This is a genomic window from Pseudomonas sp. MF09156, assembly GCF_059862305.1.
In genome coordinates, this window is sequence record NZ_JCBCUR010000003.1 from 543,161 (window position 1) to 568,336 (window position 25,176).

24 protein-coding genes and 1 tRNA gene are annotated in these 25,176 nt (G+C 57.6%); 12 read left to right on the forward strand and 13 right to left on the reverse strand.

Translation table 11 applies throughout. The features are described 5' to 3' along the window. Positions 1 to 76: 76 nt before the first annotated feature. The 6 genes from AC19YY_RS11495 to dibA form a co-directional block, all read right to left on the reverse strand. The gene (locus AC19YY_RS11495) at positions 77 to 1,057 is read right to left on the reverse strand and encodes a sulfate/molybdate ABC transporter ATP-binding protein (RefSeq protein ID WP_169953945.1); all 981 of its coding nucleotides are present in this window, start codon (positions 1,055 to 1,057) and stop codon (positions 77 to 79) included. A 3-nt stretch (positions 1,058 to 1,060) separates the two neighbouring features. Continuing rightward, on the reverse strand, positions 1,061 to 1,933 hold the full coding sequence (gene cysW, locus AC19YY_RS11500; protein ID WP_029299486.1) for a sulfate ABC transporter permease subunit CysW: 873 nt from the start codon (positions 1,931 to 1,933) through the stop codon (positions 1,061 to 1,063). Between the two features lie 13 nt (positions 1,934 to 1,946). Beyond that, positions 1,947 to 2,765: a sulfate ABC transporter permease subunit CysT gene (gene cysT / locus AC19YY_RS11505; RefSeq protein WP_029299485.1), complete on the reverse strand. Its 819-nt coding sequence runs from the start codon at positions 2,763 to 2,765 to the stop codon at positions 1,947 to 1,949. Between the two features lie 163 nt (positions 2,766 to 2,928). After that, on the reverse strand, positions 2,929 to 3,939 hold the full coding sequence (locus AC19YY_RS11510) for a sulfate ABC transporter substrate-binding protein (RefSeq protein WP_500604192.1): 1,011 nt from the start codon (positions 3,937 to 3,939) through the stop codon (positions 2,929 to 2,931). A 75-nt stretch (positions 3,940 to 4,014) separates the two neighbouring features. Then, positions 4,015 to 4,197, reverse strand: a complete 183-nt coding sequence (oscA, locus tag AC19YY_RS11515) for a sulfur starvation response protein OscA (RefSeq protein WP_029299482.1) — start codon at positions 4,195 to 4,197, stop codon at positions 4,015 to 4,017. Positions 4,198 to 4,481: 284 nt separating this feature from the next. Continuing rightward, the gene (gene dibA, locus AC19YY_RS11520; protein WP_170042310.1) at positions 4,482 to 6,392 is read right to left on the reverse strand and encodes a phosphodiesterase DibA; all 1,911 of its coding nucleotides are present in this window, start codon (positions 6,390 to 6,392) and stop codon (positions 4,482 to 4,484) included. A gap of 165 nt (positions 6,393 to 6,557) precedes the next feature. Between dibA and desA the strand changes: the two genes are divergently transcribed. After that, the gene (desA, locus tag AC19YY_RS11525; protein ID WP_169953948.1) at positions 6,558 to 7,739 is read left to right on the forward strand and encodes a delta-9 fatty acid desaturase DesA; all 1,182 of its coding nucleotides are present in this window, start codon (positions 6,558 to 6,560) and stop codon (positions 7,737 to 7,739) included. A gap of 267 nt (positions 7,740 to 8,006) precedes the next feature. Continuing rightward, on the forward strand, positions 8,007 to 9,014 hold the full coding sequence (locus tag AC19YY_RS11530; RefSeq protein ID WP_169953949.1) for a sensor domain-containing diguanylate cyclase: 1,008 nt from the start codon (positions 8,007 to 8,009) through the stop codon (positions 9,012 to 9,014). 239 nt (positions 9,015 to 9,253) lie between these two features. Here AC19YY_RS11530 and AC19YY_RS11535 read toward each other — a convergent pair whose 3' ends face one another. The 3 genes from AC19YY_RS11535 to gabD form a co-directional block, all read right to left on the reverse strand. Then, positions 9,254 to 10,465: an HDOD domain-containing protein gene (locus AC19YY_RS11535; RefSeq protein WP_169953950.1), complete on the reverse strand. Its 1,212-nt coding sequence runs from the start codon at positions 10,463 to 10,465 to the stop codon at positions 9,254 to 9,256. Between the two features lie 138 nt (positions 10,466 to 10,603). After that, positions 10,604 to 11,884 carry a 4-aminobutyrate--2-oxoglutarate transaminase gene (gabT, locus tag AC19YY_RS11540; RefSeq protein WP_169953951.1) on the reverse strand — a complete coding sequence of 427 codons (1,281 nt, stop codon included), beginning with the start codon at positions 11,882 to 11,884 and terminating at the stop codon, positions 10,604 to 10,606. Positions 11,885 to 12,064: 180 nt separating this feature from the next. Beyond that, positions 12,065 to 13,507, reverse strand: a complete 1,443-nt coding sequence (gabD, locus tag AC19YY_RS11545) for an NADP-dependent succinate-semialdehyde dehydrogenase (RefSeq protein WP_099170293.1) — start codon at positions 13,505 to 13,507, stop codon at positions 12,065 to 12,067. Between the two features lie 369 nt (positions 13,508 to 13,876). On the opposite strand from gabD, the gene AC19YY_RS11550 reads away from it, so the two are divergent. The 10 genes from AC19YY_RS11550 (at position 13,877) to AC19YY_RS11595 (ending at position 21,932) form a co-directional block, all read left to right on the forward strand. After that, a tRNA-Arg gene (locus AC19YY_RS11550) sits at positions 13,877 to 13,953 on the forward strand. A 167-nt stretch (positions 13,954 to 14,120) separates the two neighbouring features. Further along, on the forward strand, positions 14,121 to 15,356 hold the full coding sequence (locus AC19YY_RS11555) for a tyrosine-type recombinase/integrase (protein ID WP_500604193.1): 1,236 nt from the start codon (positions 14,121 to 14,123) through the stop codon (positions 15,354 to 15,356). A gap of 486 nt (positions 15,357 to 15,842) precedes the next feature. Further along, positions 15,843 to 16,094 carry a helix-turn-helix domain-containing protein gene (locus AC19YY_RS11560; protein ID WP_500604194.1) on the forward strand — a complete coding sequence of 84 codons (252 nt, stop codon included), beginning with the start codon at positions 15,843 to 15,845 and terminating at the stop codon, positions 16,092 to 16,094. Beyond that, positions 16,091 to 16,444 (forward strand): helix-turn-helix transcriptional regulator, encoded by a 354-nt coding sequence (locus tag AC19YY_RS11565; protein WP_500604195.1) that lies wholly within the window; start codon positions 16,091 to 16,093, stop codon positions 16,442 to 16,444. The genes AC19YY_RS11560 and AC19YY_RS11565 overlap by 4 nt, the downstream gene beginning before the upstream one ends. Next, positions 16,441 to 16,746, forward strand: coding sequence for a hypothetical protein (locus tag AC19YY_RS11570; RefSeq protein WP_500604196.1), 306 nt, complete (start codon positions 16,441 to 16,443; stop codon positions 16,744 to 16,746). Before AC19YY_RS11565 ends, AC19YY_RS11570 begins: the two co-directional genes overlap by 4 nt. A 530-nt stretch (positions 16,747 to 17,276) precedes the next feature. Further along, positions 17,277 to 17,561, forward strand: a complete 285-nt coding sequence (locus AC19YY_RS11575; RefSeq protein WP_017846196.1) for a hypothetical protein — start codon at positions 17,277 to 17,279, stop codon at positions 17,559 to 17,561. Then, positions 17,558 to 17,830, forward strand: a complete 273-nt coding sequence (locus AC19YY_RS11580; protein ID WP_216312722.1) for a DUF3077 domain-containing protein — start codon at positions 17,558 to 17,560, stop codon at positions 17,828 to 17,830. Before AC19YY_RS11575 ends, AC19YY_RS11580 begins: the two co-directional genes overlap by 4 nt. Next, positions 17,827 to 20,715: a DUF927 domain-containing protein gene (locus tag AC19YY_RS11585; RefSeq protein ID WP_500604197.1), complete on the forward strand. Its 2,889-nt coding sequence runs from the start codon at positions 17,827 to 17,829 to the stop codon at positions 20,713 to 20,715. Before AC19YY_RS11580 ends, AC19YY_RS11585 begins: the two co-directional genes overlap by 4 nt. Positions 20,716 to 20,813: 98 nt before the next feature. Continuing rightward, positions 20,814 to 21,656: a chromosome segregation protein SMC gene (locus AC19YY_RS11590; protein WP_500604198.1), complete on the forward strand. Its 843-nt coding sequence runs from the start codon at positions 20,814 to 20,816 to the stop codon at positions 21,654 to 21,656. Positions 21,657 to 21,749: 93 nt separating this feature from the next. Then, a complete protein-coding gene (locus tag AC19YY_RS11595) occupies positions 21,750 to 21,932 on the forward strand; it encodes a hypothetical protein (RefSeq protein ID WP_500604209.1) in 183 nt (60 codons plus the stop codon). 282 nt (positions 21,933 to 22,214) lie between these two features. On the opposite strand, the gene AC19YY_RS11600 is transcribed toward AC19YY_RS11595, so the two are convergent. The 4 genes from AC19YY_RS11600 to AC19YY_RS11615 form a co-directional block, all read right to left on the reverse strand. Continuing rightward, entirely contained in the window at positions 22,215 to 22,865 is a 651-nt protein-coding gene (locus AC19YY_RS11600; RefSeq protein ID WP_112196272.1) for a hypothetical protein, read from the reverse strand. Between the two features lie 202 nt (positions 22,866 to 23,067). Beyond that, the gene (locus AC19YY_RS11605; RefSeq protein WP_500604199.1) at positions 23,068 to 23,817 is read right to left on the reverse strand and encodes a hypothetical protein; all 750 of its coding nucleotides are present in this window, start codon (positions 23,815 to 23,817) and stop codon (positions 23,068 to 23,070) included. After that, positions 23,810 to 24,640, reverse strand: coding sequence for a DUF7946 domain-containing protein (locus tag AC19YY_RS11610; protein ID WP_500604200.1), 831 nt, complete (start codon positions 24,638 to 24,640; stop codon positions 23,810 to 23,812). The genes AC19YY_RS11605 and AC19YY_RS11610 overlap by 8 nt, the downstream gene beginning before the upstream one ends. A 439-nt stretch (positions 24,641 to 25,079) precedes the next feature. Then, on the reverse strand, positions 25,080 to 25,176 hold a 97-nt coding region (locus tag AC19YY_RS11615), incomplete at its 5' end, for a transposase domain-containing protein (protein WP_339493108.1).

Consider the following 25,176-nt stretch of genomic DNA (forward strand, 5'->3'; position numbering starts at 1 on the left):
TGCGGTGTGACTGATACACCGAGGTGTCTGCATCGCAGGCAAGCCAGCTCCTACAGGTGATTGGCAGGCCAGAGACTTAGGCTTTTTGCCAGACCTTGGGTTTGAAGAACAACGTCTCGCCCCGCTCCAGCCCGGTCAGGCTGTCGTGATCCTTCACCACTTCCGCTTCGATCAGTTCGCTCTGGCCTTCGACCTTCAGCGTGACCCGCGTGGTAGCGCCCAGCGGGCGGATGTCGCGCACTTGCGCAGCATGGTGGTCTTCCAGTTCATGGCGTGACAACGACACTTCGTGCGGGCGGAACAGCAGGTGCTGGTCTTCGCCCAGGTGCAGGCGGTTGGAGTCGCCGAGGAAGTGGTAGACGAAATCGCTGGCCGGGTTTTCGTAGACGTCGCCCGGCGAGCCGATCTGCTCGATCACGCCTTTGTTCATCACCACGATCCGGTCGGCAACTTCCATGGCTTCTTCCTGATCGTGGGTCACGAACACCGAGGTCAGGTTGATGTCCTCGTGCAGGCGGGCCAGCCAGCGGCGCAGCTCTTTACGGACCTTGGCGTCCAGGGCGCCGAAGGGTTCGTCGAGCAGCAGCACCTTGGGCTCCACCGCCAGGGCGCGGGCCAGGGCGATCCGCTGGCGCTGGCCGCCGGAGAGTTGTTCCGGGTAGCGATCCGACAACCAGTCCAGTTGCACCATGTTCAGCAGTTCGTGGACCTTGGCGGCGATCTGGGTTTCGTTCGGGCGCTGGCTCTTAGGTTTCATGCGCAGGCCGAACGCGACGTTGTCGAACACGGTCATGTGGCGGAACAGCGCGTAGTGCTGGAACACAAAACCGACGTTGCGATCACGCACATCGTGGCCGGACACGTCTTCGCCGTGGAACACGATGCTCCCGGCATCCGGGGTTTCCAGGCCGGCAATGATGCGCAGCAAGGTGGTCTTGCCGCAGCCGGAGGGGCCAAGCAATGCCACCAGCTCGCCACTCTGGATATCCAGATTGATGCTGTCCAGGGCCTTGAAGGCGTTGAAGTTCTTGCTGACGTTACGGACTTCGATCGACATGACTTATTCCTCAGCCGCACCGGCGCGCAGGCGGTTAATACGGTTCTCGCTCCACTGCTTGAGCAGCAGGATGAAGAGCGCCAGGATCAGCAACAGACTCGCCACCGCAAACGCGGCGACGTGGTTGTATTCGTTGTAGAGAATCTCGACGTGCAGCGGCAAGGTGTTGGTCACGCCGCGAATGTGGCCGGACACCACCGACACCGCGCCGAACTCACCCATTGCCCGCGCAGTACACAGCACCACGCCGTAGATCAGGCCCCACTTGATGTTGGGCACGGTGACATGCCAGAACATCTGCCAGCCATTGGCGCCCAGCAGGCGCGCGGCTTCTTCTTCCTGGGTGCCCTGCTCCTGCATCAGCGGGATCAGCTCACGGGCCACGAACGGCACGGTGACGAAGATCGTCGCCAGCACGATGCCCGGCAAGGCGAAGACGATCTGGATATCGTGATCCTGCAACCACGGCCCAAAGAAGCCCTGGGCACCGAACATCAGCACGTAGACCAGGCCGGCGATCACCGGCGAGACCGAGAACGGCAGGTCGATCAGGGTCACCAGCATGCTCTTGCCACGGAACGAGTACTTGCTCACGCACCAGGCCGCACTGACGCCGAATACCAGGTTGAGCGGCACCGAGATCAGCACGGCAATCACCGTCAGCTTCAAGGCCGACAGCGCGTCGGGCTCAAAGATCGCGGCAAAGAACGCACCCAGGCCGAGCTTGAGGCCCTGGGACACCACGATAAACAGCGGCAACAGCAAAAACAGGGCGAAGATCAGCCAGCCAAGGCCGATCAGGATACGGCGCGAAACCGCACTGCCACGGCGGGCAGCGTTGGCCGAAGACGCGGCGGAAATAGACGATTGGGACATGTTCCGCGCCTCCTTATGGGTGTTCGATGCGCCGCTGCAACAAGTTGATCAGCAGCAGCAGGACAAAGGAAACCACCAGCATCAGCACGCCGATGGAGGTAGCGCCGGTGTAGTCGTATTGGTCGAGCTTGACCATGATCAGCAGCGGCAGGATCTCGGTTTTCATCGGCATGTTGCCGGCAATGAAAATCACCGAGCCGTACTCACCCACGCCACGGGCAAACGCCAGGGCAAACCCGGTCAACCAGGCTGGCAGCAGCGCCGGCACGAGGATGTAGCGGAACACCTGCAAGGGCTTGGCGCCCAGGCAGGCGGCGGCTTCTTCGATTTCCCGGGGGATATCGGCCAATACCGGCTGCACGGTGCGCACCACAAAGGGCAGGGTGACGAAGGTCAGGGCCAGGGTGATGCCCAAAGGGGTGTAGGCGATCTTGAAGCCCATGTCGGTGGCGAACTGGCCGACCAGGCCGGACGGCGCGTACAGCGCGGTCAACGCAATACCGGCCACGGCGGTGGGCAGGGCGAACGGCAGGTCGATCATCGCGTCGATAATCTTGCGCCCGGGGAAGGTGTAGCGCACCAGCACCCACGCCAGCAACGTACCGATCACGCCGTTGATCAGCGCGGCGTACAGGGCGGTACTGAAGCTCAACTTCAAGGCTGCCCAGACCCGCGGCGCCGAGATGATGGCCCAGAACTGATCCCAGGTGAGTTGGGCGGCATGGACGAACATGGCCGCCAGCGGTATGAGCACAATCAGGCTGAGGTACACCAAGGTGTAGCCCAGCGTCAGCCCGAAGCCGGGTATGACGGGGGAGATACGACGCGACATAAAAGTCCTTGGTTAGCGGGTAGATACCCCTGCCGGAGCAAGCCTTTGTGGGAGCCGGGCTTGCCCGCGATGCAGGCACCTCGGTGTATCAGTTACACCGCGGTGATGCTATCGCGGGCAAGCCCGGCTCCCACACAAAGCTCGTACCTAGCAGTAGTGTGGCTTACTGCGCCGTGTAGATCTGGTCGAACACGCCACCGTCGTTGAAGAATTTCGGTTGGGCAGTTTTCCAGCCGCCGAAGTCTTTGTCGATAGTCACCAGGTCCAGTTTCGGGAACTGCTGGGCGTATTTGGCGGCCACATCCTTGTCACGCGGGCGGTAGAAGTTCTTCGCCGCGATCTCCTGGCCAGCCGGGCTGTACAGGTGGTTGAGGTACGCCGTGGCAATTTCGGTGTTGCCCTTTTTCTCGGCATTCTTGTCGACCACGGCCACGGGTGGCTCGGCGAGGATCGACAGGGACGGCACGATGATGTCGAACTTGTCAGCGCCGCCATCTTCCTTGAGGGCCAGGAACGCTTCGTTTTCCCAGGCCAGCAACACGTCACCCTGACCGTTGTTGACGAAGGTGATGGTCGAACCGCGAGCACCGGTGTCGAGGATCGGCACGTGCTTGAACAGCTCTTTCACGTATTCCTGGGCCTTGGCTTCGCTGCCACCGGCCTTGAGGCCATAAGCCCAGGCCGCGAGGAAGTTCCAGCGGGCGCCGCCGGAAGTTTTCGGGTTTGGCGTGATCACCGATACGTCCGACTTGATCAGGTCGCCCCAGTCCTTGATGCCCTTGGGGTTGCCCTTGCGCACCAGGAACACGATGGTCGAGGTGTATGGCGTGCTGGCTTCAGGCAGGCGGGTCTGCCAGTTCTCTGGCAGGGTCTTGCCCAGCTTGGCGATTTCGTCGATGTCGCCGGCCAGGGCCAGGGTCACCACGTCGGCGCGCAGGCCGTCGATCACCGCCCGGCCTTGCTTGCCCGAACCACCGTGGGACTGCTGGATCTTCACGTTGTCGCCAGGGTGTGCCTTCTTCCAGAAAGCCGTGAATTCAGCGTTGTAGTCCTGGTACAGCTCACGGGTCGGATCGTAGGAAACGTTGAGCAGCTCGTAATCCTTGGCCACTGCGGAACCGGCAAACACGGCGCTGGCCAGGGCGGCCAGGGCATAACGGCGAATCGACGACATAGACAAGCTCCTGAAATTCTTGGGTGTTGGCTTTTCTTATTAGTACGGGTCCCGCAATCGAAGCGCCGTGTTGCCTCAGCTCGGTTTGTTGCCCGGGCTCTGCAAGCGGAATTTCTCTTTGCGTTCGATCTGCACCACTTGGGCGTTGTGTACGGTGATTTCCACTGCGCCAAAACGCAGGTCACGCAATGCGCTTTGGATCTCGCGCAAAATGGCTGCTTCGTCCTGGCCGTCAACGCTGCGTAGAGATGCGCTCATGGTCGTGCTCCTGAAATGAGAAGTGCCTGGCAGTGGCGGCACTGCTTGCGGCGTGAGAGCGATAGTAGATAAGCGCGGATATTCTTAAAAATACTATTTAAGAATGTTTATATAACCAGAAAGAATTTTCAGGCAGGACACGACGTTAAGGCGTACGCAGATGCAAATGTGGGAGCGGGCTTGCCCGCGATAGCGGTGTATCAGTGCCAGATTTACTGGCTGACACTCCGTCATCGCGGGCAAGCCCGCTCCCACATTTACTGTATTTCAACCCCAGATAGAGGTCAGTGGATGGCGGGTGCCCTGGCCCAATCGATGTCAGCCGCCAGCATCGGCCGGCCAAACCAGTAGCCCTGGCCAAGATCGCACTGGTGATTCAACAGGAACCGCGCCTGTTCCATCTGCTCGATGCCTTCGGCGTGTACTTGCATGCCCATGCTCTGCGCCAGGGCGATGACCACCCGTACAATCGCCGCATCGTCTTCATCCCACGGCAGGCCGGCGACGAAGCCCTGGTCGATTTTCAGCTTCTGCACCGGCAACCGCTTGAGACGCAGCAGTGACGAATAGCCCGTGCCGAAGTCATCGATCGCCAGGCTCAGGCCCAGCTCGCGCAGGCGGTGCAGTTGCTCCAGGGCCACTTCCGGGTCGTCCATCACCGCGCTTTCGGTGACTTCCAGCTCCAGCTTCGCCGGGTCCAGGCCGGTTTCATGTAGCACCTTGGCCACTTGCTCGTACAGTTCGTGGCGGGCAAACAGGCGGCTGGAGATATTCACCGCCAGGAAGGACAGGCCCCGGCCCTCAGCCAGCCACCGGCACATCTGCCGGCAGGCCTGGTCCATGACCCAGGCATCGATCTCGGCGATCAGCCCGGTGCGCTCGGCAATCGGGATAAATTCTGCTGGCGGCACCAGGCCGCGCAATGGGTGCTGCCAGCGCACCAGGGCTTCCACGCCAATCATCTGGCTGGTTTGCAGGTCGTGGACCGGCTGGTAGTAGACCCGCAGCTCTTGCTGATCGAGGGCGCGGCGCAGCTCATTGCCGATCTCGATCCTGTGCTGAGCGTGGGCGGTCAGCTCCTCGGTGTACAAGGCGTAGCCTTCGCGCCCGGAGCTCTTGGCCTTGAACAACGCGGAGTCTGCGTTGCGCAGCAATTGTTCGGCACTCAAGGCGTCGCTGGGGAACAGGCTGATGCCAATACTGACGCTGACAAACAACTGGTGACCATCGAACACAAACGGCTGCTTCATGCCGTCGATGATGCGCTGGGCCAAGGCGGCCGCCTGGACCACCTGTGGACAACTTTCCGCCAGCACCGCGAATTCATCGCCGCCCAGGCGCGCCAGGGTCACGCCCGGGCCGAACAGGCCCTGCAGGCGCTCGCCCACGGCCTTGAGTAACTGGTCGCCGACATTGTGGCCAAGGCTGTCGTTGATGATCTTGAAGTGGTCCAGGTCCAGCATCAGCAGCGCGCAGCCACGCTTGTGGATCTGCGCCGAGGCCAGCGCCTGTTCGGCGCGGTCGGTGAACAGCAGGCGGTTGGGCAGGTCGGTCAACGGGTCGTGGTGGGCCAGGTGGGCCAGTTCGTGCTCGGAATGCTTGATGGCACTGATGTCGGAAAACACCGCCACGTAATGGCTGACCTGGCCCTGGTCATCATGGATGACGCGGATGGTTTGCCACTGTGGATAAATTTCCCCGCTTTTACGTCGGTTCCAGATCTCGCCGCTCCATTCCCCGTCTTGATTGAGGGTGCGAAACATCTGCTCATAAAAAGCCGGCGAATGGCGGCCGGACTTGAACAGGCTCGGCTGACGCCCCATTACGTCATCCACCTGGTAACCGGTGATTTCGATAAAGGCGCGGTTGACGTGGACAATCCGCCCGCGTGCGTCGGTGACCAACACCCCTTCGCGGGTGCAATCGAACACCGCCGCCGCCTGGCGCAGGCGTTCGCGGTTTTCCTTCAAGGGTTGCTGGATGCGATGAACGCGGGCGCTGCGGGCGCACAACAGGAAAATAAACAGGGCGCTGAGGGTCACCCACAGGTAGCCACGCAGCATCTGCCAGTGGACCATTTCCGTCGGTTCATCGATGAAATTGATAAATACCTGCTGGCTGAGCTGGATCCACAGGACGGAAAGCAGCAAGTACACCAGCCCTGCACGTAGGGCACCTCGGTATGAAAGCAGCATATAACTAGTAATCCTTACTAAAAAACAGAATCGCCCTACAAAGGCTGCGGATTATAGAATAAGTAACATCTCGTCACTCCTATTCAAAAGGGCGACTGGTTTTATCTGTAGGCTTAGTGATAATGCGTCAGCTGTTCTTTTCTTTATCTGAGGGCCATACAGCCTATGTGGTACAACGGTTTTCTTGACTTGTCAGCCTGGCAACTGGTGGCAGTCACTCTGTTGATGACCCACGTGACCATTATCGGCGTCACGGTCTATCTACACCGCTATTCAGCCCACCGCTCCCTGGAGCTCAATGCCGGCCTGAAACACTTCTTCCGCTTCTGGCTGTGGCTGACCACGGCGCAGAACACCCGCGAGTGGACCGCTATCCACCGCAAGCACCACGCCAAGTGCGAAACCGTCGACGACCCCCATAGCCCGGTGATCAAGGGCCTGTCCACGGTCCTGCGCAAAGGTGCCGAACTGTACCGCGCCGAGGCGGAAAACCCCGAGACCCTGCGCATCTACGGCAAGAACTGCCCGGACGACTGGATCGAACGCAAGCTCTACACCCGTTATCCGCTGCTGGGCGTGGCCCTCATGGGCGTCATCGACGTGCTGCTGTTCGGCACCATCGGCATCACCATCTGGGCGATCCAGATGATGTGGATCCCGTTCTGGGCCGCCGGCGTGATCAACGGCCTGGGCCATGCCATCGGCTATCGCAACTTCGAATGCCGCGACGCGGCGACCAACCTGGTGCCGTGGGGCATCATCGTCGGTGGCGAAGAGCTGCATAACAACCATCACACCTACCCCAACTCCGCCAAGCTGTCGGTGAAGAAGTGGGAATTCGACCTGGGCTGGGCCTGGATCAAGGTGTTCAGCTTCCTGCGCCTGGCCAAGGTGCAACGCGTCGCACCGATTGCCCACCGGGTCGAAGGCAAGGGCCATCTGGACATGGACACTGCCATGGCGATCCTCAACAACCGTTTCCAGATCATGGCCCAGTACCGCAAGCTGGTGATCGCGCCCCTGGTCAAGCAGGAGCTGGAGAAGGTCGATCATTCGGTACGCCACCAGTTCCACCGGGCCAAGCGCCTGCTGTCACGGGAAACCAGCTTGCTGGATGAGCGCCACCATCTGCGCATCCAGGGCATGCTGGAACACAGCCAGGCCTTGAAAGTGATCTACGAAAAGCGCCTGGCGCTGCAACAGATCTGGCTCAAGACCAGCAGCAACGGGCATGACATGCTCGCCGCCATCAAGGAATGGGTGCATGAGGCCGAGGCCAGCGGGATCCAGTCCCTGCGCGACTTTGCCCACCAGTTGAAAACCTACTCCCTACGCCCCAGCGCCTGACACGGTAGGAGCCGGCTTGCCGGCGATGAGGCCTAGTTTCAAGGCCGCCATCGCTGGCAAGCCAGTTCCTACAAGGCCCAGGTACATTTCAAGCCAGCCCCACAGTTTTTTGGCGCCATTTCACAGTCACCGAACATTCCGTCTCAATCGCGACTGATAACGGAACTTAGCTGCAATTCCCCTCTCTCAAACAACACTTCGCCATCCTGGCGGGCCTTGTTTTGACTGCTGTTCAATGCTGCGGCATGTCCAGAGAGAATTGTGCCGATGGTCCACGAAACGGACTCCCCTACCTCCACCACACCTGATTCGACGGATACGTCGCGACCGGCAGCTGCCGCGACCCTACTGGCGTTGATGCACGCCCAGGGCGAAGTGGAGCGCCTGAGCGAGCGCGAACAGTTGTTGAGCTCACTGCTGGTGAGTGTCAACGCCGTGCTCTGGGCCATCGAGTGGGAAACCCGGCGCGTGCTGTACGTCAGCCCCGCCTATGAGCGCATCTTCGGGCGCTCGGCCAGCCTGCTGTTGGCCGAGCACCGCGGCTGGCGCGACAGCATCCACCCCGAAGACCAGCAGTACGCCGAGCACAGCCTGGCCCAGGTGCTGGAGCTGGGTGCAGTGGAGGATCGCCAGTACCGCATCATCACTGCAGACGGGCAGATCCGCTGGCTCAGCGACAAGTGTTTTACCAACCAGCAGGCCACGCCGGGAAAGCCGCTGATTGTGGTGGGCATCGCTGAAGACATCACCGAAAAAAAGCACCTGGAGCTCGAACTGCAACGCCTGGCCACCACCGACGTGCTGACCCGCAGCAGCAACCGTCGCCACTTCTTCGAGTGCGCCCATCACGAATTCGAACGCGCTTGTGCCCAAGGCCTGCCGCTGGCCTTCCTGCTGCTCGACATCGATGATTTCAAGGCCATCAACGACACCTACGGCCACTTGGAGGGCGATCAGGTGTTGCTGCGTATCGCCGAGAGCGGTCGCGGGGTGTTGCGCCGTGGGGACCTGTTCGGGCGCATTGGCGGCGAAGAATTTGCCGCGGTACTGCCCGGATGCGCCCCGGAAAGGGCCATGCAAGTCGCCGAACGCCTGGGCCAGGAAGTGCGGCAACTGGGCTTCAGCCATGAAGGCCAACCCTATAGCGTGACCGTCAGCCAGGGCCTGGCCAGCCTCAGCGCCGAAGATGCAACCCTGGACAGCCTGTTCGCCCGGGCCGATGCAGCCATGTATGAAGCCAAGCGCCAGGGCAAGAACCGGGTGATTGCCGGCTGAGTGCCTGCCCTTTCAAGGCACTAAAAATAGCGCCTGGAACACCGCCATCGCGGGCAAGCCCGCTCCCACAGGGGACCTCGACCAGGCGAGAAATTCTGGATACCCCGCCAAACCAATGTGGGATCTCGACCAGGCCGGAAATTTTGGACGCACCACAAAACCAATGTGGGAGTTGTCGAGCTTCAGCGAGGCTACGATGGCGGCGGCACATTCAGCATTGTGGCAGCCTGACACAACGCCTACCCAGGCTTGCGGATGCGCGTGAGCTCTGAAAACCCCACCTTGAGCAACCGCGCCGTCTTGCCCTTGGCCAGCACCTCGACCCCTTCATGCTCGGTCAGCCCCGCCAGTTGCGCCGCCATATTCATCACCAGCGCTTCGCGGGAATACACCCCGCCTTCCAGGGAGTAGATCGCCGCGACCAGTTGGCGCAGCTCCAGGGGCAAGCGCCAGCGCGTACGCAGCGCCGAGCCATAACTGGCGCCAAAGGTGGACAACGACTCGCCAATCAACTCATCGTCCAGTTCGCCACCGCCCTGGCGCCACTCCTGCAAACTGCGCAGCAGGGCCAGGTCGCCCAGGCGATGGAGAATACCGGCGCTGTAGCAGCGCTCGTGATCCAGGTCGAGCATGCGCGCCAAGGCGCGGGCGTATTGCGCAGTCTGCTGGGACAGTTGCCAATGGCGTTCGGCATACTCCATCAAGACTGCATCGCTGAGGATCACGTTGTGCTTGAGGGCCAGGCCAAGGATCAGGTTCATGCTCTGCCCGGCCGCCAGCTTATGCAGCGCCATAGACAGCGTCTGCACCGGCGTGCCGTGCTGGCCGGCGCTGTTGGCGGCGGCGATCAGCACGGCGGTGATCTGTGGATCAACCTTGACCTGTTCTTCCAGCTGCTTGAGGTCCAGCCCCTGCGGCGCGAGGCTGCGTTGCACGGCGGCTTTTACGTCAACCCGCAGCGGCGCGCCGTCCGACAGCTCGCGACGCTGCTCCAGGAACACCGGTAAGGACATGCCCGCCGCCAGGGCCGGGATTTCGCAATACACCGTCTGGCCTTCGTTGAGCAGCAAGTCCTGCAGGCGTTGCGTAAGGCCTTCCATGTTCAAAGGTTTGGTCAGGTAGGCGGTGGGCGCCAGCGGCAATGCTTCGCGCACGCTGGCGCCGTCATTGCGCGCACTCAGCAGGATAAACGGCAACGCCGGCACCCGCCGACGCTGACGCACACTGCGCAACAGGCTCAGGCCATCAACGCCCGGCAGCTCCCAATCGGCAATGATCAAATCGTAAGGTTTATCTCGCAACAACTCGGCGGCTTGCTGCCCGTCGGCGCACACATCCAGCCGCGCGTCGCAGCGCACATTCAACAACACCTGCTTGAGCAGATCCCGCGACCAGGGGTCGGTCTCGGCAATCAGCACTCGGGGTACAGCAGGTAAATCAACAGCAGTCATGCAGCACGCTCCATCGGCAATCCTTGCACATTAGACAAAGGAAGCGCCTGCGTACAATGAACAAGGCCTGAATAGCTGCACAGCCCACAAAAAAACCCGCCGAAGCGGGTTTTTTCTGTCGATCAGGTCAGCCTGCGCCTACAGCTCAGAGAAGCACTCTTCGATGATCGCCAAGCCTTTGTCCAACTGCTCATCCGGCGAGGTCAGCGGGACCAGCACGCGCAACACGTTGCCGTAGGTGCCGCACGACAGCAGGATCAGGCCCTTGTCACGCGCCTTGGCCACTACCGAGGCAACCGCCGCAGCGTTTGGCTTGTGGCTGTCGCCATCCTCGAACAGCTCGACCGCGATCATCGCGCCCAGGGCACGTACTTCACCGATCACCGGGTACTTGGCCTGGATAGCCTTGAGGCCGGTGACCAGACGCTCGCCAACCGCCTTGCAGCGGTCCAGCAGGTGCTCTTCTTCGAACACTTCCATCACGGCCAGGGCCGCGGCGCAAGCGATCGGGCTACCCGCATAGGTGCCGCCCAGGCCACCCGGGGCGATGGCGTCCATGTATTCGGCCTTGCCGCACACACCGGCCAGCGGGAAGCCGCCCGCGATGGATTTGGCGAAGGTGGTCAGGTCGGCGGCGACGCCCATCTGCTCCATGGCAAAGAAGGTCCCGGTACGGCCGGCACCGGTTTGCACTTCGTCGGCGATCAGCAGGATGCCGTGCTTGTCGCACAGTTCGCGCAGGCGCTTCATGAAGGCTTTAGGCGCGACGTAGAAACCGCCTTCGCCCTGCACCGGCTCGATGATGATGGCAGCGATGTCACGCGGCTCGGCATCGTTTTTGAAGATGCGTTCGATGCTGGCGATGGAGTCGTCGATGCTCACGCCGTGCAACTCGTTCGGGTACAGCGCACGGAAGATGCCACCGGGCATCAGGCCCATGCCAGCGGAGTACGGCACGACCTTGCCGGTCAGGCCCAGGGTCATCATGGTGCGGCCGTGGTAGGCACCGGTGAAGGCGATCACACCGGCACGGCCAGTCGCGGCACGCGCAATTTTCACGGCGTTTTCAACGGCTTCGGAACCGGTGGTGACCAGCAGGGTTTTCTTGGCGAAATCACCTGGGACCTTGGCGTTAACTTTTTCGCACAGCTCCACGTACGGCTCGTAGGCCAGGACCTGGAAGCAGGTGTGGGTCAGCTTGTTCAGCTGTTCGGTCACGGCCGCGATGATTTTCGGGTGCAGGTGACCGGTGTTCAGCACGGCGATGCCGCCGGCGAAGTCGATGAACTCGCGACCTTCAACGTCAGTCACGGTGGCGTTCTTCGCGGATTCGGCGAAGATCGGGTGAATCTGGCCAACACCGCGCGGTACAGCGGCTTCGCGGCGTTTCATCAAGGAAGCGTTGGTCTTGTTGCTCATAAAGTCCTCATTCGCCACTCATCGGGTGGCGTGGTCCAAGGATTACGTGGCGGGGAGGCAACTACGGCAGCATGCGATGATCGACTGCCACAGCTTTCCCGGCCACTTCGAATAACGGTGTGAAACACGCAAAGGGACAGCGCTCTCGTGCCCTTTGCGTTTGCAGCGATACCTTGCCGGTTAGATGCCCAGGCAGAGGTATTTGATTTCCAGGTAGTCCTCGATGCCGTACTTGGAGCCTTCACGGCCCAGGCCCGACGCCTTGATACCGCCGAACGGCGCCACTTCGTTGGAGATCAGCCCGGTGTTGACGCCGACCATACCGTATTCCAGAGCCTCGGCCACACGGAACACACGACCCAGGTCGCGGGCATAGAAGTAGGAGGCCAGGCCGAACTCGGTGTCGTTGGACATCGCGATCACTTCGGCTTCGTCTTTGAAGCGGAACAGCGGCGCCAGCGGGCCGAAGGTTTCTTCCTTGGCCACGGCAGCGTTTTTCGGCACGTTGGTGAGGATGGTCGGCTCGAAGAAGTTGCCTTGCATGACCTTGCCGCCAGCCAACAGCGTCGCGCCTTTACTCAGGGCATCGGCGATGTGTTCCTGGACCTTGGCCACGGCTTTTTCATCGATCAGGGGACCGGTGGTGGTGCCTTCTTCCAGACCATTGCCGATCTTCAACTTGGCCACGGCCACCTTGAGTTTTTCAGCGAACGCGTCATACACCGAATCCTGGATGTACAGGCGGTTGGCGCAGACGCACGTCTGGCCGTTGTTGCGGTACTTGGAGATGATCGCGCCTTCGACGGCCTTATCCAGGTCGGCGTCGTCAAACACGATGAACGGCGCGTTGCCGCCCAGCTCCAGGGAAACTTTCTTGATGTCCTTGGCGCATTCGGCCATCAACTGGCGGCCGATTTCGGTCGAGCCGGTGAAGGACAATTTACGCACGGTCGGGTTGCTGGTCAGCTCGCTGCCGATATCGCCAGCGCTGCCGGAGACCACGCTGAATACGCCGTTTGGAATCCCGGCACGCTGGGCTAGCTCAGCCAGGGCGAACGCCGAGAACGGGGTTTGCGACGCAGGCTTGAGGACCATGGTGCAACCGGCGGCCAGGGCCGGGCCGGCTTTACGGGTGATCATCGCGGCCGGGAAGTTCCACGGCGTGATGGCGGCGGTGACGCCGATCGGCTGCTTGATCACGATCAGGCGCTTGTCCGGCTGGTGGCCAGGGATCACGTCACCGTAGATACGCTTGGCCTCTTCGGCGAACCACTCGATGAACGAAGCGGCGTAGACAATTTCGCCCTTGGCTTCGGCCAGCGGCTTGCCCTGCTCCAGGGTCATCAGGCGCGCCAGGTCATCCTGGTTCTCGATAATCAGCTCAAACCAGCGACGCAGCTTGTTCGCACGGTCCTTGGCGGTCAGTGCGCGCCAGGCCGGCAAGGCCTTGTCGGCAGCTTCGATGGCACGACGGGTTTCGGCGGCGCCCATCTTCGGCACGGTGCCCAGGATCTCGCCAGTCGCGGGGTTGTTGACCTTGATCGTTTGACCGTTGTCCGCATCGACCCAAGCGCCATCAATAAAGGCTTGCTGGCGGAACAACTGGGTGTCTTTAAGCTGCATGTCGGCTTTCCTTAACAGCACCGCGCGCGCGCGGGGCAAATTAGAGTTGTTGAAAGGCGCCTCGAAGGCTGCCGTCAGGGAAATCAGTCACTGGGCGCAAGCTGAAACATCGCGCACGGGAGACAGAGCGTTTGAAATCTCAAACGAATCCTAGGATCAATGGGGGGGCAGGGCAATAGTCTGTTCGAAAAAAAGAACGAAAACGGCGCATTAGCCAGACTATTCTGACAGGCGTAACGGAGCCGAATTGCGCATCACCGGCATACACCGCCCGGTACAGAGCCTCGCTGCACCAGAATCCTACCGGCAGACGGCCAAAAACCAGCATGGACGCCCAAGGTCGACATGGGTATGATGGCGCCCGCACAAGCATCCGTAGCTCAGCTGGATAGAGTACTGCCCTCCGAAGGCAGGGGTCGTGGGTTCGAATCCCGCCGGGTGCACCATATAGCAGTCTCGGGCTGTCTCAGACAGTCTACGAAACACCCCAAGAAGCCCGCCCCATGCGGGCTTTCTTGTTTCTGGCTATCCATCCCTGTCCACCCCTATAACTTCCCGCCGTGTATGCCCACGTGTATGCTTTGAGATTCCTATAACTGGAGGCATACAGGAAGTGAAGCGCTCTGAAATCAAACGCCGCCCCTTAGCAGATACCACGCTTGCAGGCCTGGAGCCTGAGCACGCTACATATCGGGAGCAGGACGGGAATGGCCTGTACTTCCGGGTCAAACCTAACGGTCAAAAATCGTGGGAGCTGCGCTACAAAAAGCCAGACGGGAAATGGTCTTGGCTGGGTCTCGGAGGCTACCCGGAAATCAGTGGCTCTTTGGCGAGACAGAAAGCAGCTCAACTGCGGGAAGACGCATCGACCGGCAAAAATCCATTGGTGAGCAAGCAAGCTCGCAAGGTTGCAGACCAGGTGGCTGCCAACAACACCTTTGAAGCATTAGGCCGTGAGTGGTTTGAGGCCAGACGCAAAAGCTGGGAGTCAGGTACGTCTCGACGAGTGCTTGGCGCACTGGAGCTTCACGTGTTCCCCGTGTTCGGCAAACGCGTATACACGGAAATACTGCCCCTGGAATGGATGGAGTTTCTACGCGGCATGGAGCAGAAGGGGATCATTGAACAAATGGGCCGAGTTCGTGCCTTTTGCAAAGAGATCTATGACCTGGCCCGCGTAACAGGACGAGCCGTCCACAACCCCCTTGAAGGTCTCAGCAAATTCCTGCAATCACGTAGCGCTGAAAACTATGCACACGTTTCGATTGAAGAACTGCCTGCGCTACTTCGAGCGATCAACTCCTACCCTCACGCAAAGGACGTTCGTATAGGGCTTCGCTTGCTGTCCTTATTAGCATCGCGTCCGAGCGAGATCCGAGAAGCACGCTGGTCAGAAATCGATCTCTCCAAAAAGCTATGGACGATCCCGGCCGAGCGAATGAAACGTCGTCGCGAACATGTGGTGCCTCTCTCTCGACAGGCAATCGAGGCGCTCACTGAGTTACGAACACTGACAGGTGCGTACCCTCTCCTATTTCCAGGCAGGAAGGACAGGACAATCCCCCGTAGCAACACCGTCTTTCTAATGGCGCTCCGCAGACTGGGATATGCCGGTCGGCAAACTGGCCACGGCTTTCGTCACATCGCGAGCACCATACTCAATGAGCAGGGTTTCGATGAGAATCACATTGAGGCCCAGCTCTCTCATGCAAAGGAGGGAATTGCAGGGGTGTACAACAAAGCGGTGTACCTGCCTCAGCGCAGAGTGATGATGCAGTGGTATGCCGATCATCTTGATGAGTTGGCGCAAGGCAACATTGTTCAAGGTCATTTCGGAAAGGCCGTATGAACATACCAACCCCATCAGAAATCGGTGTTACTGGTGTTACGCTCGTTACGTACAAACCCAACATATTGATTTTATTGGACATAATTGACGTAACACGCGCAGAAAGACATCCCTACACCACGTGTTACGGATCAAATGCGTGTTACGCCTAAGTAGCCCAAAACTTCTGGCGGCCATCTCTTATTAGCTGCCCCACACTCATGAGACGCCGCTGTCATCACCTCCACCCAAAGGGGCTCGGGGCACTACCGCTCATCCGAAAGGTCTCTGTTTTTCATTTTTTTCTATCGATTTTTTAACTGTATAGAAAACCAGTAGGACGAGGTAGGACAACCTCAGTAAAAACAGAAACTTTGCTGCGATCTTGCTGGCTTAAACTGCCTTATCCAACAAAATTCATCGAAAACCATCGAAAATAAAACTTTTAAAAAATAGAAAATCGTTTACATAGCTGGGGCCTGCACGAACTACGACAGGAAGCGCGCTATGAAGCCCCATGACACTTTAGACCCCTCGACTACCTCACTCGTCTCTGCTTGTTTGCTCACCACCGACCAAGTCGCTACTGCGCTAGGTCTGTCCAGTCGAACGCTTGCCGCGTGGCGAAGTTCGCGTAGCAATTCACTTCCCTACGTCAAAACCGGATCTCGGGTTCGTTACCGCTCTCAAGATGTTGCCGCATGGCTTGAAAGCCGAGTGTGCTCCAACGCTAAGACTGCGGAGGAAGGTGCCCAATGAGCAGCCCCAAGCAGCCCGCAAAAATCGTGGACATTGCTCCATCGACACCAAGCGCTCCTTACAAGAAAAACCATGCAGGATTCGCATGCTTGCCACTCACCGGATCTGATACGGAAGTGGGACGGTTCGACCCGGCTGCCACGCTGATACGCATCAATCAAGTCATGGCCTTGACAGGTATCGGCCGAGCAACCGTCTACAAACTCATGAGCCAGTCCGAGAGCGGTTTTCCGCAAGCCGTGAAACTCACCGACAGCAACGCACGTGGAGCTCCGGTTGCCTGGGTATTGGCCGAAATATTGGATTGGACACGCGCACGTATCGCCGCCCGCAACAAGGTGGCGGCATGACGAGCCATGTAGCTAACAAGGCCATCGTGCGGCCCTTCTCTGCACTCAGAAAAGTCGGTTTTTCATCGCACTGGATGCAGCGCTTTGAGCGCCACAGAGCACAACAAAAACGCCTCAATCGAGTAATTGTCGTCATGCATTGGGCGGACGGCACCTGGTGCGCGCTCTCGATACCCAGCGAAGCACCGCGCGCTGCGATCTTAGATGAAGACCAACAAATCGACGCTTACGAAGATGCACGTTCTTGCCTCGACGCCGACTTCCTCCCACTGCTTTCCCTGCGCTGGGAAATCAATGCCTGAAACGAAAACGCCCCCGGCGGCAACCGGAGGCGTTGAGGTAAATCTACATGCATGATCAATTTATGCCGCATCAAAAAAATCCGCAAGCCATCTGCACAGTTGCACTTTCAAAAAACGGACGTTACTCTCTGGCTGTCGCTGCAAATTCAGCGACCGGGTTTGGCGACCCGACCTACAATAGGCGCACAGGCGCCCCCATTACGATTGCAGGCGCTTTTTTTGTGCCCGCATTCACGCGTTATGGCGGCTGTGCGTGGGAGACCTTCGGGTCTGCCGGGTTCCTATTGTCCCGGTTCGCCAACCTGCGCACAGCTGCCACCCTAATTCGTTTGGCGACGAAGTGTGGCAGCTCCTCAACAATAGGAGTTTCGCCCCATGCACGCCCTCAATCCGTTCGGAATTCGCGCCGCTGCTCATCGAGCAATGGCTCTCGCCGCTTTACATGCCAACTCCAGCCTCGCTACACGCCTCTCCCGTTACAACGCCCATATGTCCAGGGCTCGCGCCCTGGAAGTCGCAGGGGGTGCCCAATGAGCATGCTCCCAGGCTTTGCACTCCCCGAAGATCTACTCTGCGTCAGCCAGGACGCCGAAGCCGGTCTGCCTATCGACGCCATCACCTGTGCGCTCGACCGTGCCGATTCAGTTCTCATGCTGTTGGAAGATCACTTAGACGGCGATAAACCCCTACTTTCCAACCGCGTGCTGTCGTCCGTTATTTGGGACGTGCGCGGCACCTTGGGCTTGATCAAAACACTCACCATGTACGGTGATGCCTCCTCTGTGCCAATGGGCCAGAAAGGCGGTGCGCTGTGACCCACTCCAGCACGCTTGGACGCTCCGAGTTTTCCCCTGCCAACGGTAACGGCCAAAACCTGTTTCGGGTGAATGCCGGTATCCCGATGGAGGACGCACTTGAAGCCGTCTCCCAGATTCTGCACCACGCCAATCAACTGATCCTCGACGCCGCCATCAGCGATGCAGGCGAGCGTTTTAGTTGGCCCGCGTTCTACCTCGGCGAGATGGCTAAGGCACTGATCGACGACGTGAACGAGGCGTTGCTTGAGTCGAGGAGCGCACCATGACTCAGCGCACCGGCAACACCTCAAAACGCCCGAGCTTCGCTGATGTAAAAAGCGCTGCCCTAAAGAACATCGACCGTGTGCTTGCGCACTGGCTGCCGAACGGCAAACGTGTTGATGGCGGCAAGGAATACACCGCACCGAATCCCACACGCACGGACAAACGTGCGGGCTCACTCAAGGTCAGTTTGAGCAAAGGCACCTGGGCGGATTTTGCCACTGGCGATAAGGGCGGCGACCTGATCGACCTGGTGCGTTACATCGACGGCGGCACGGACGTTGAGGCCTGCAAAAAGCTGGCAGATCTGCTCAGCGTTTCCGCAGGATCTGCAACCACCAAAAGCACACCGACGAAAAGCGAAGTGCCTGAGTGGATCGCGACTCAACCGATCCCAGTCGAGGCCATGAACAAGTGTCCAGCCAAACACCGGCAACACGGCGTTCCTTCCAAGGTGTGGATCTATCGCGATGCGCAGGGCCAACCGATCATGGCGCTGTATCGCTTCGATCTGAGCCCAGATGAAGACGGCAAGCCGCGAAAAGTCTTTGCGCCTTTGACCTGGTGCAAGCGCTCCGATGGACAAACCACACAATGGCGCTGGCAAGGATTGCCCGAGCCTCGCCCCTTGCTACGCCTGGATGTACTGGCACAACGCACCGATGCACCTGTGGTGTTGTGTGAAGGCGAAAAGGCCGCTGATGCCGCTGCTGAACTACTGCCCGACTACGTCGCCACCTGCTGGCTGAACGGATCCAACTCCTGGCACAAGGCCGACCTGACGCCACTCAAAGGGCGCTCTGTGGTGCTGTGGCCGGATAACGACGCCAGCGGCAAGACCTGCATGGAAGCCATCGAGCTTAAGCTGATTGAGCTGGGCGCCGCTTCAGTGCAACGAATCTCGCTCGACGTGTTCAAGCTCAAGCCCAGCAGCAAAGGTGGCAAGCCGACATTGATCAAGGGTGGTAAATGGGAGGATGGCGATGATGCAGCGGACGCGATAGCCAAAGGTTGGACCGCTGACCACGTGACCGAGCTGGTGCGTAACGGCGTATTTTTCGGCACTCTCGCTGAGCCCACTGAGCCCCAAGAACCGAAGGCTAAGGCACCTGCAAAACGCCCCGCGAAATCGAAAAATGACCTATTGCCGGGCGGCTTTCGCCTGACGCCTGAAGGGGTGTTCTTTTCCGGCGATGATGGCGAGGCGCGTCCTGTGTGTTCGCCTCTCGAAATCATCGCTCGCACTCGCGACGACAAGGGCCACAACTGGGGTTTATTGGTCGAGTTCGACGACCCGGACGGCGCCAAAAAGCGCTGGAATATCCCGGCCCGGACCATGACCGGCGACTTCGGCAAGGACGTACTCGGCCCATTGGTAGACATGGGCCTGCGCCTAGCAGGAAGCCGATCAGGGCGAAACGCACGCAATGACCTGCAGAGTTACCTCGGCGGCTTCGATAGCGCCCAGCGCGCACGTTTGGTAACGCGCTTGGGTTGGCACGACAAGGCCTTCCTTCTGCCCGAACAACAGATAGGCTCGCACGCCGAGCATCTGCATTTTTATGAGGCCGGTGCCCAGCTGCCACCGATCAGCGAGGCGGGTTCTCTGGAGCAGTGGCAGCAGCAAATCGGCGCGCTGTGCGTTGGCAACCACCGCTTAGCGTTTGTCGTCTCTGTGGCCTTTGCAGGCCCACTGTTGAACATGCTCGGACATGAGTCGGGCGGCTTCCACCTGTACGGCGACAGCTCCGGTGGCAAGACCACTCACCTGCAAGTCGCCGCCTCGGTTTATGGCGGGCCGCGCCTAGTGCGTTCGTGGCGTTCCACGGATAACGCCCTGGAGTCCATTGCCGCCGCCCACTCAGACGGTCTCCTGGTGCTGGATGAAATCGGCATGTGTGACCCACGAATCATTGGGGAAACGGTGTACATGCTCGGCAATGGCACCGGCAAAGCCCGGGCGAATGATCGAGGACAAGCGGGCCGACAGGTGCAGGAGTGGCGCTTGCTGTTTCTCTCGACCGGCGAGAAGACGTTGGCGCAGCACATGGCGGATGCAAACAAGGAGCTGAAAGCGGGCATGGAGGTGCGCATGCTTGCGGTGCCAGCGGATGCCAGCAAGGGCCTCGGCATGTTCGATGTGCTGAACGGTTTTGAAGACGCAGCCGCCCTCTCCGATGCGCTCAAGGCCCGCGTTGCCAAATACTACGGCACACCCCTCACCGCCTTCCTGCACGCACTGTGCGCGCCTGGAGAAATGCTCAGGTGGTCGGTGATCGTTCGCCGCACAGTAGAACAGTTCATCACCCAAAACCTGCCCACCTCAGCCAGTGGACAGGCCCCGCGTGCAGCCCTTCGCTTTGGCCTCGCAGCAGCGGCCGGAGAGTTAGCCACCGCCTTCGGCGTCACCGGCTGGCCTGACGGCACAGCCACGACTGCCGCGCGCGTGTGTCTGCATGCGTGGCTGGCCGAACGCGGCGGCGCCGGTAATTTCGAGGGCGATGCGATTTTGGCGCGGCTGAGACAGGTCATCGAGCGCTTTGGAGAAAGCCGCTTTACCCGCTGGGAATCTGCCGCCGCCAAGATCGATGAGCACGGGCCGCGCACGATTGATCGGTTGGGCTTTCGCAAGACGATGGAACACGGCATGGGCGACGCCCTGCATACCACTAACACCTACTACGTTCTGCCTGAAGCCTGGAGGGCCGAGATCTTCAAAGGCATGAACATCAGTGCGGTGAACAAGGAGTTGCTGCAACGCGGCGTGCTTGAGCCGGGTAGTGACGGCAAAGCGTACAGCTTGATTCGCCTACCCGGGTTAGGGCCTCAACGCTGCTATGTGGTGAAGACAGTTCCTGGAACGGATGAAAGCGAGGCCAAGGCCGCCTGACGGCATGCCTGCTGATCGAGGTAGCGCCGGCTCATTACCGGCCTCGCCAGCCGTTCGACAACCATCCCTATCAACCGCAATACCCAGAGACAATACGAATGAACACTATCCAAGAATTGAAAGACCGCCGCGACCAACTGACACTCGAAGTTGAGAGCATTCAGGGTGACCTTGCTCCCTTCGAAGAGGCGCTGGAAACCCCAGAGGTCATCCAGCAGGGCCGTCAACGAGCCGTGCAGGATGAAATCAACGATCACAAAAGACGCATCGACTCGCGAAAACTGGAGATCAGCAACCTGAATCAAAAGATTCATCGCCTTGAGACATTGGCAAACCGTGAGAGCTTGGCTGCGGGCTATCTCAGAGATATGGCGAACTGGAAAGCCGACGAGATGGAACTCAACGAAAAGCGCAGCAGCATCGAGACCCGGTTGCAGCAGGTCTGCCAGAGCGATCAGGAAGACATGGCAAAAGCTCGACAAGCTGAAACGGACGCAGCCACCGCTTATGCACAGGCTGTCGCCTGGGGCGATGTAGAGGGCGAGAAAGCGGCTAATGCAGGAGCTCAAAAGGCAGCAAAAAACCTCACGGCTGCGGCTGAGCATCACCGCCGCCAACAACTGCTCATCACCGCCCTGGAGCAGGAGCTGGTGACGATTGATCTGCATATCACAGAGGCACAAAAAGAACGCGCCAAGATCGAGAACCAAGCGGCACATCTGGCGAACACAGTACTAGAAGAAAAGTGGAACGAGGCTGCGAAAGAGCTGCTGGAAACCGGCGGCAAGCTGTGGGCAGCACGCAACCTGATTAGCCGTGACCCTGTTGCACTGATGAAACTGGATATCCCTGAACAGGGGGAGCACTTTGGAAGCTGGACTTGGCGAGAACTCATAGATCGCTCGCGCCAACACAGTCTCATTGACCTACTGGCGGCCTAACCTGAACCCTCCCCGAAGCAACCGGCGAGGGTCGGGTGCTTCGGGCCAACCATCGGTCTAACCATGAATAAACCACCACAGAACAGCGCACAGATGCCTGATTACCTAAAGGCCCGCAAGCTGCATTTGAACGGAATAATTGCCGGCATGGCTGGAGTGAATAAGCTCAACGCAAGAGCAAACAAAGACACCAAGGTTGAAACGCTCACGATTGATGCAATCAAGGCAGAGCTTGATTTCATTGACCTTCAGCTCAAAAGAAAGAGCAGTTGGTGAAGAAGCGGAAGCTTAAGCAGCTTCCGCTTCACCAGATTCTCCCATTAAAAGCAGGCTTCAGATTTTTCGGCTCTCAGTTTGTGGCGGCTGTGGGCTTATTACCGCTTTCGGCCAAAAACAGATATTCAGACGAGGGCCACCTCTAGGCAATAACCGTCATTGTAGAGATCTTTAATCTACCCACTCCTTTCCGCCGAAGAGGCTGCAAAACCAGTGGTGATTAGCTTTATGAAGAACCAGCGTACAGCCACCGCTAAGCGACTGCCCTACAACGTGCTAGCTCTAAACTAGGAAATATTGCGTAAATATAGCTTTTAACCAAGGAAAATAGTCATCATCAGTCATTACTTTTGTAATGCTCTCGCCTTTTTGGCCAATCGTGAAAGAATCTAGGCTGCCGCTGTTCATTTTAAAGGTAAAATTATCCGGCAACTCCAACGTCGGATCATAATACTCATCTTGCATCAGAGAAAAATCGATCTCGTATGGAAATCTATCGAGGATTTGCCCGACCGCGAAGATGAATAGCTCCACAATATCGAGATAGTCCTCCACCTGCTCTGTAGTAGGGACAATGTATTCGTGCTCGACACGATTTCGTGTCTTATTTAATCTAGACAAGATGCGAGGTGACAATATCCCGCATTTCGAAAGGTACTCCAGCCGCTTATCAAACCCTAGCTTCTTATTTTTGTAGGCAACTTTCCATCCTAGGGCATCGCACAGTGTTTCTGTCTGCAGATGAAAAGCTCTTTTAGCGTTTCCAACAGCGTTAATTAAAGCCCGCTCCCCATTCTGCTCGTCAAAGTCTTGCCTTGCGTATTCCAAATAAGCTGATGGCAAGATTTTTGCCTGATGACTCACCCAACTATAAGTGCCTCCATCATTGATATAGTTGGAAATGTACTCCGGCTTTAAGTTCTTAACGTTCATTCACAGTTCCCAAATACCAGTAAAATTCATATCTATAGTAAACAGACGCTCGACAGTAATGAATCGCGCCGGGCTCCCTAGACACATCTGAATGACCGATTTTGGTCGATAGCGGCCGCTTTCTACCAGAAGGAGTCAGTCGAACGTGCTCAGTAAATCAGAGGCGATACAGGGCAGGATAAAGAGTTTAAACCGATGAACATTAGTATAATGAGTATCCAAGTGACATGTCATTTAAAACCGAGCCGAACTCCAAGTTTTTCTTTAAATACTCGACCGAATGGTAATCCATAAATTGAACAGAAATCATTATGAGTCGAAGGAGAGCAAAGTCACTGAAGTTTATTAGCGTCACATAATGAGCAGCACGATCACTTTTCTCAAAGCCATTACCATCACTTAGTTTGTCAGTGATTAGCTTGACTATATTATAGAAAATACGAGTAACACCAAAGATTTTATCCGTGGCGTCCACTTGCTCCAGAAATTCGCGTATACGATCATCACCAAGCTGATCCAGATCAAATTCTTTTCTAATTCTTATGATCTCACCCTCTATTGCTATAACCGCATCCGCACCAAATTTTTCAATGTCTTCGCCATTCAAAGAGATTTCCAAGCGCAAGGAATCAAACAATGATCGCTGAGATTCGATCATGTGAAACAGCTGCGCTTCGAAGGACCGAAGCCTTTCAGTTTTTCTAGTGTTTCGAATCTCATCTCTAAGATCACTATTGGCATCATTTTGCAGTGCAAGTGACTTGATCAATAAAACAATCGATACGAAACTGAGCAATGGGTTTAGGACTCCGCCGACGTAATCTCCCAACTGCCCCCAAGCTTCAGGACTGTCCGAAACCACATACCCTAGGCGGAAATAGAAATTCCCTAGATAAAGCATACTAACCAGCGCAATCAACCCGGCAGCAATGCTTATGTATCTATTACTCATCGTGAAAGCCCAATACAATGTACTTCACGATTTTCTCATCTTGAAGTTTCACTGGGGCCGCGATTATCTCCAAATACTTCCAGTGCTCAATATCAATGCCATTATTGTAGTCCAGGTTTTCTGAGAACTTTTTCTTGGTCGCCAGCCTTACGTCTCGATACATTGTAGAAAAACCAAATGCGACTGTTTCCTCACCGCCTTTCACTTGAAGTCGGCCGTTTCCCGTATTGGTATTAAGTCTTCGAATACTTGCCAGCAGGGTGACCCTTTCATCAGTTTTTTTTGCATCCAACACTAGAGATGTTTCTTTGTCAAACTGGACAAGTACTTCTCTGTTGTGGGCGCTACTCCGGCGATTCAACAGTACTTTGTAACCGAATTTCTTAGGAACCTCGTGAATGTTGCGAAGTGGTGATTCTCGCAATTGCTCTATCAGTTTTTCAGTATTTTCGCCAAGAGCCTCAAGAGTTTTTTGAGCTTTTTCTGATAGCGAATCCACGTCTACATCTATATGCAACGCTTCTTTAGTAAAGTATGACATAAGTTCTGAAAAAGTAGCGGAACCAATTTTTCGGTACTGCTTTTTAAGTTCTTCACTCATTAAGTCTAAACTGAATATGTGACCGTACGATCCCGGGAAGGTTTTTTTAAGAGTTGTTCTCACATCGCTTTTGTAGCTGATACGTTGCGGTACCTTTTGAGTCAACAACGTCTCACCAATAATTCGGGTCGCGTCTGAAATCCCTTGGAGGGTATCCAGTCCAGCCTTCATATCTACTTCGTATTCAGGTGTTTCAATAACCACATCAAAATTTATTGCCATTGCTCCCTGCACTCCAATCGTACTTATTGTATCTCTTTTGGTCTGTCAATGCTGCGGGAGAAAACTCCCCAACCTCGACTCGACCCTCCTAGACGCCTAAAGTAGCACAGTGCCACCCTTTGGACTGTTTATCAATCTGGCTTGGAGGAGATGTGCATCTACCGCTCAGCGGCGCTTGTGTCGTGGTCTACTAACATGGGTACTGACGAATGTTTCTTTCTGGACGTCCGCGGCTGCTTGCGAACGTCCGCTACTGGCCGATTCTGTTGAAAAAGTCGGCTTCGAATTCCACGCCAGAAAAGTACGCGTCTGAGATTGAAATCTGAATTTTTGGCAGAAGGTTCAGGACTCGGATTTCACGTAGCAGCGTGCAACAGAGGTGTTTTCATCCATCAATATTCGAGTGTTTGTATGCGTCCGGGCATCACGCCTTGCGTGATTAAACCGGCTGCCACTTATGCGGAAGCAACTGATCGATTTCACTCGCCCGCTGCGTCGGCAGGCGCGTGAGGACGTCCTTCAAATAAGCATATGGA

Bases quoted from the DNA above. Each gene is read 5' to 3' on its own strand.
- AC19YY_RS11495 (WP_169953945.1), bottom strand. From the start codon at position 1,057: ATGTCGATCGAAGTCCGTAACGTCAGCAAGAACTTCAACGCCTTCAAG.
- cysW (WP_029299486.1), bottom strand. From the start codon at position 1,933: ATGTCCCAATCGTCTATTTCCGCCGCGTCTTCGGCCAACGCTGCCCGC.
- cysT (WP_029299485.1), bottom strand. From the start codon at position 2,765: ATGTCGCGTCGTATCTCCCCCGTCATACCCGGCTTCGGGCTGACGCTG.
- AC19YY_RS11510 (WP_500604192.1), bottom strand. From the start codon at position 3,939: ATGTCGTCGATTCGCCGTTATGCCCTGGCCGCCCTGGCCAGCGCCGTG.
- oscA (WP_029299482.1), bottom strand. From the start codon at position 4,197: ATGAGCGCATCTCTACGCAGCGTTGACGGCCAGGACGAAGCAGCCATT.
- dibA (WP_170042310.1), bottom strand. From the start codon at position 6,392: ATGCTGCTTTCATACCGAGGTGCCCTACGTGCAGGGCTGGTGTACTTG.
- desA (WP_169953948.1), top strand. From the start codon at position 6,558: ATGTGGTACAACGGTTTTCTTGACTTGTCAGCCTGGCAACTGGTGGCA.
- AC19YY_RS11530 (WP_169953949.1), top strand. From the start codon at position 8,007: ATGGTCCACGAAACGGACTCCCCTACCTCCACCACACCTGATTCGACG.
- AC19YY_RS11535 (WP_169953950.1), bottom strand. From the start codon at position 10,465: ATGACTGCTGTTGATTTACCTGCTGTACCCCGAGTGCTGATTGCCGAG.
- gabT (WP_169953951.1), bottom strand. From the start codon at position 11,884: ATGAGCAACAAGACCAACGCTTCCTTGATGAAACGCCGCGAAGCCGCT.
- gabD (WP_099170293.1), bottom strand. From the start codon at position 13,507: ATGCAGCTTAAAGACACCCAGTTGTTCCGCCAGCAAGCCTTTATTGAT.
- AC19YY_RS11560 (WP_500604194.1), top strand. From the start codon at position 15,843: ATGAAGCCCCATGACACTTTAGACCCCTCGACTACCTCACTCGTCTCT.
- AC19YY_RS11565 (WP_500604195.1), top strand. From the start codon at position 16,091: ATGAGCAGCCCCAAGCAGCCCGCAAAAATCGTGGACATTGCTCCATCG.
- AC19YY_RS11570 (WP_500604196.1), top strand. From the start codon at position 16,441: ATGACGAGCCATGTAGCTAACAAGGCCATCGTGCGGCCCTTCTCTGCA.
- AC19YY_RS11575 (WP_017846196.1), top strand. From the start codon at position 17,277: ATGAGCATGCTCCCAGGCTTTGCACTCCCCGAAGATCTACTCTGCGTC.
- AC19YY_RS11585 (WP_500604197.1), top strand. From the start codon at position 17,827: ATGACTCAGCGCACCGGCAACACCTCAAAACGCCCGAGCTTCGCTGAT.
- AC19YY_RS11590 (WP_500604198.1), top strand. From the start codon at position 20,814: ATGAACACTATCCAAGAATTGAAAGACCGCCGCGACCAACTGACACTC.
- AC19YY_RS11595 (WP_500604209.1), top strand. From the start codon at position 21,750: ATGCCTGATTACCTAAAGGCCCGCAAGCTGCATTTGAACGGAATAATT.
- AC19YY_RS11600 (WP_112196272.1), bottom strand. From the start codon at position 22,865: ATGAACGTTAAGAACTTAAAGCCGGAGTACATTTCCAACTATATCAAT.
- AC19YY_RS11605 (WP_500604199.1), bottom strand. From the start codon at position 23,817: ATGAGTAATAGATACATAAGCATTGCTGCCGGGTTGATTGCGCTGGTT.
- AC19YY_RS11610 (WP_500604200.1), bottom strand. From the start codon at position 24,640: ATGGCAATAAATTTTGATGTGGTTATTGAAACACCTGAATACGAAGTA.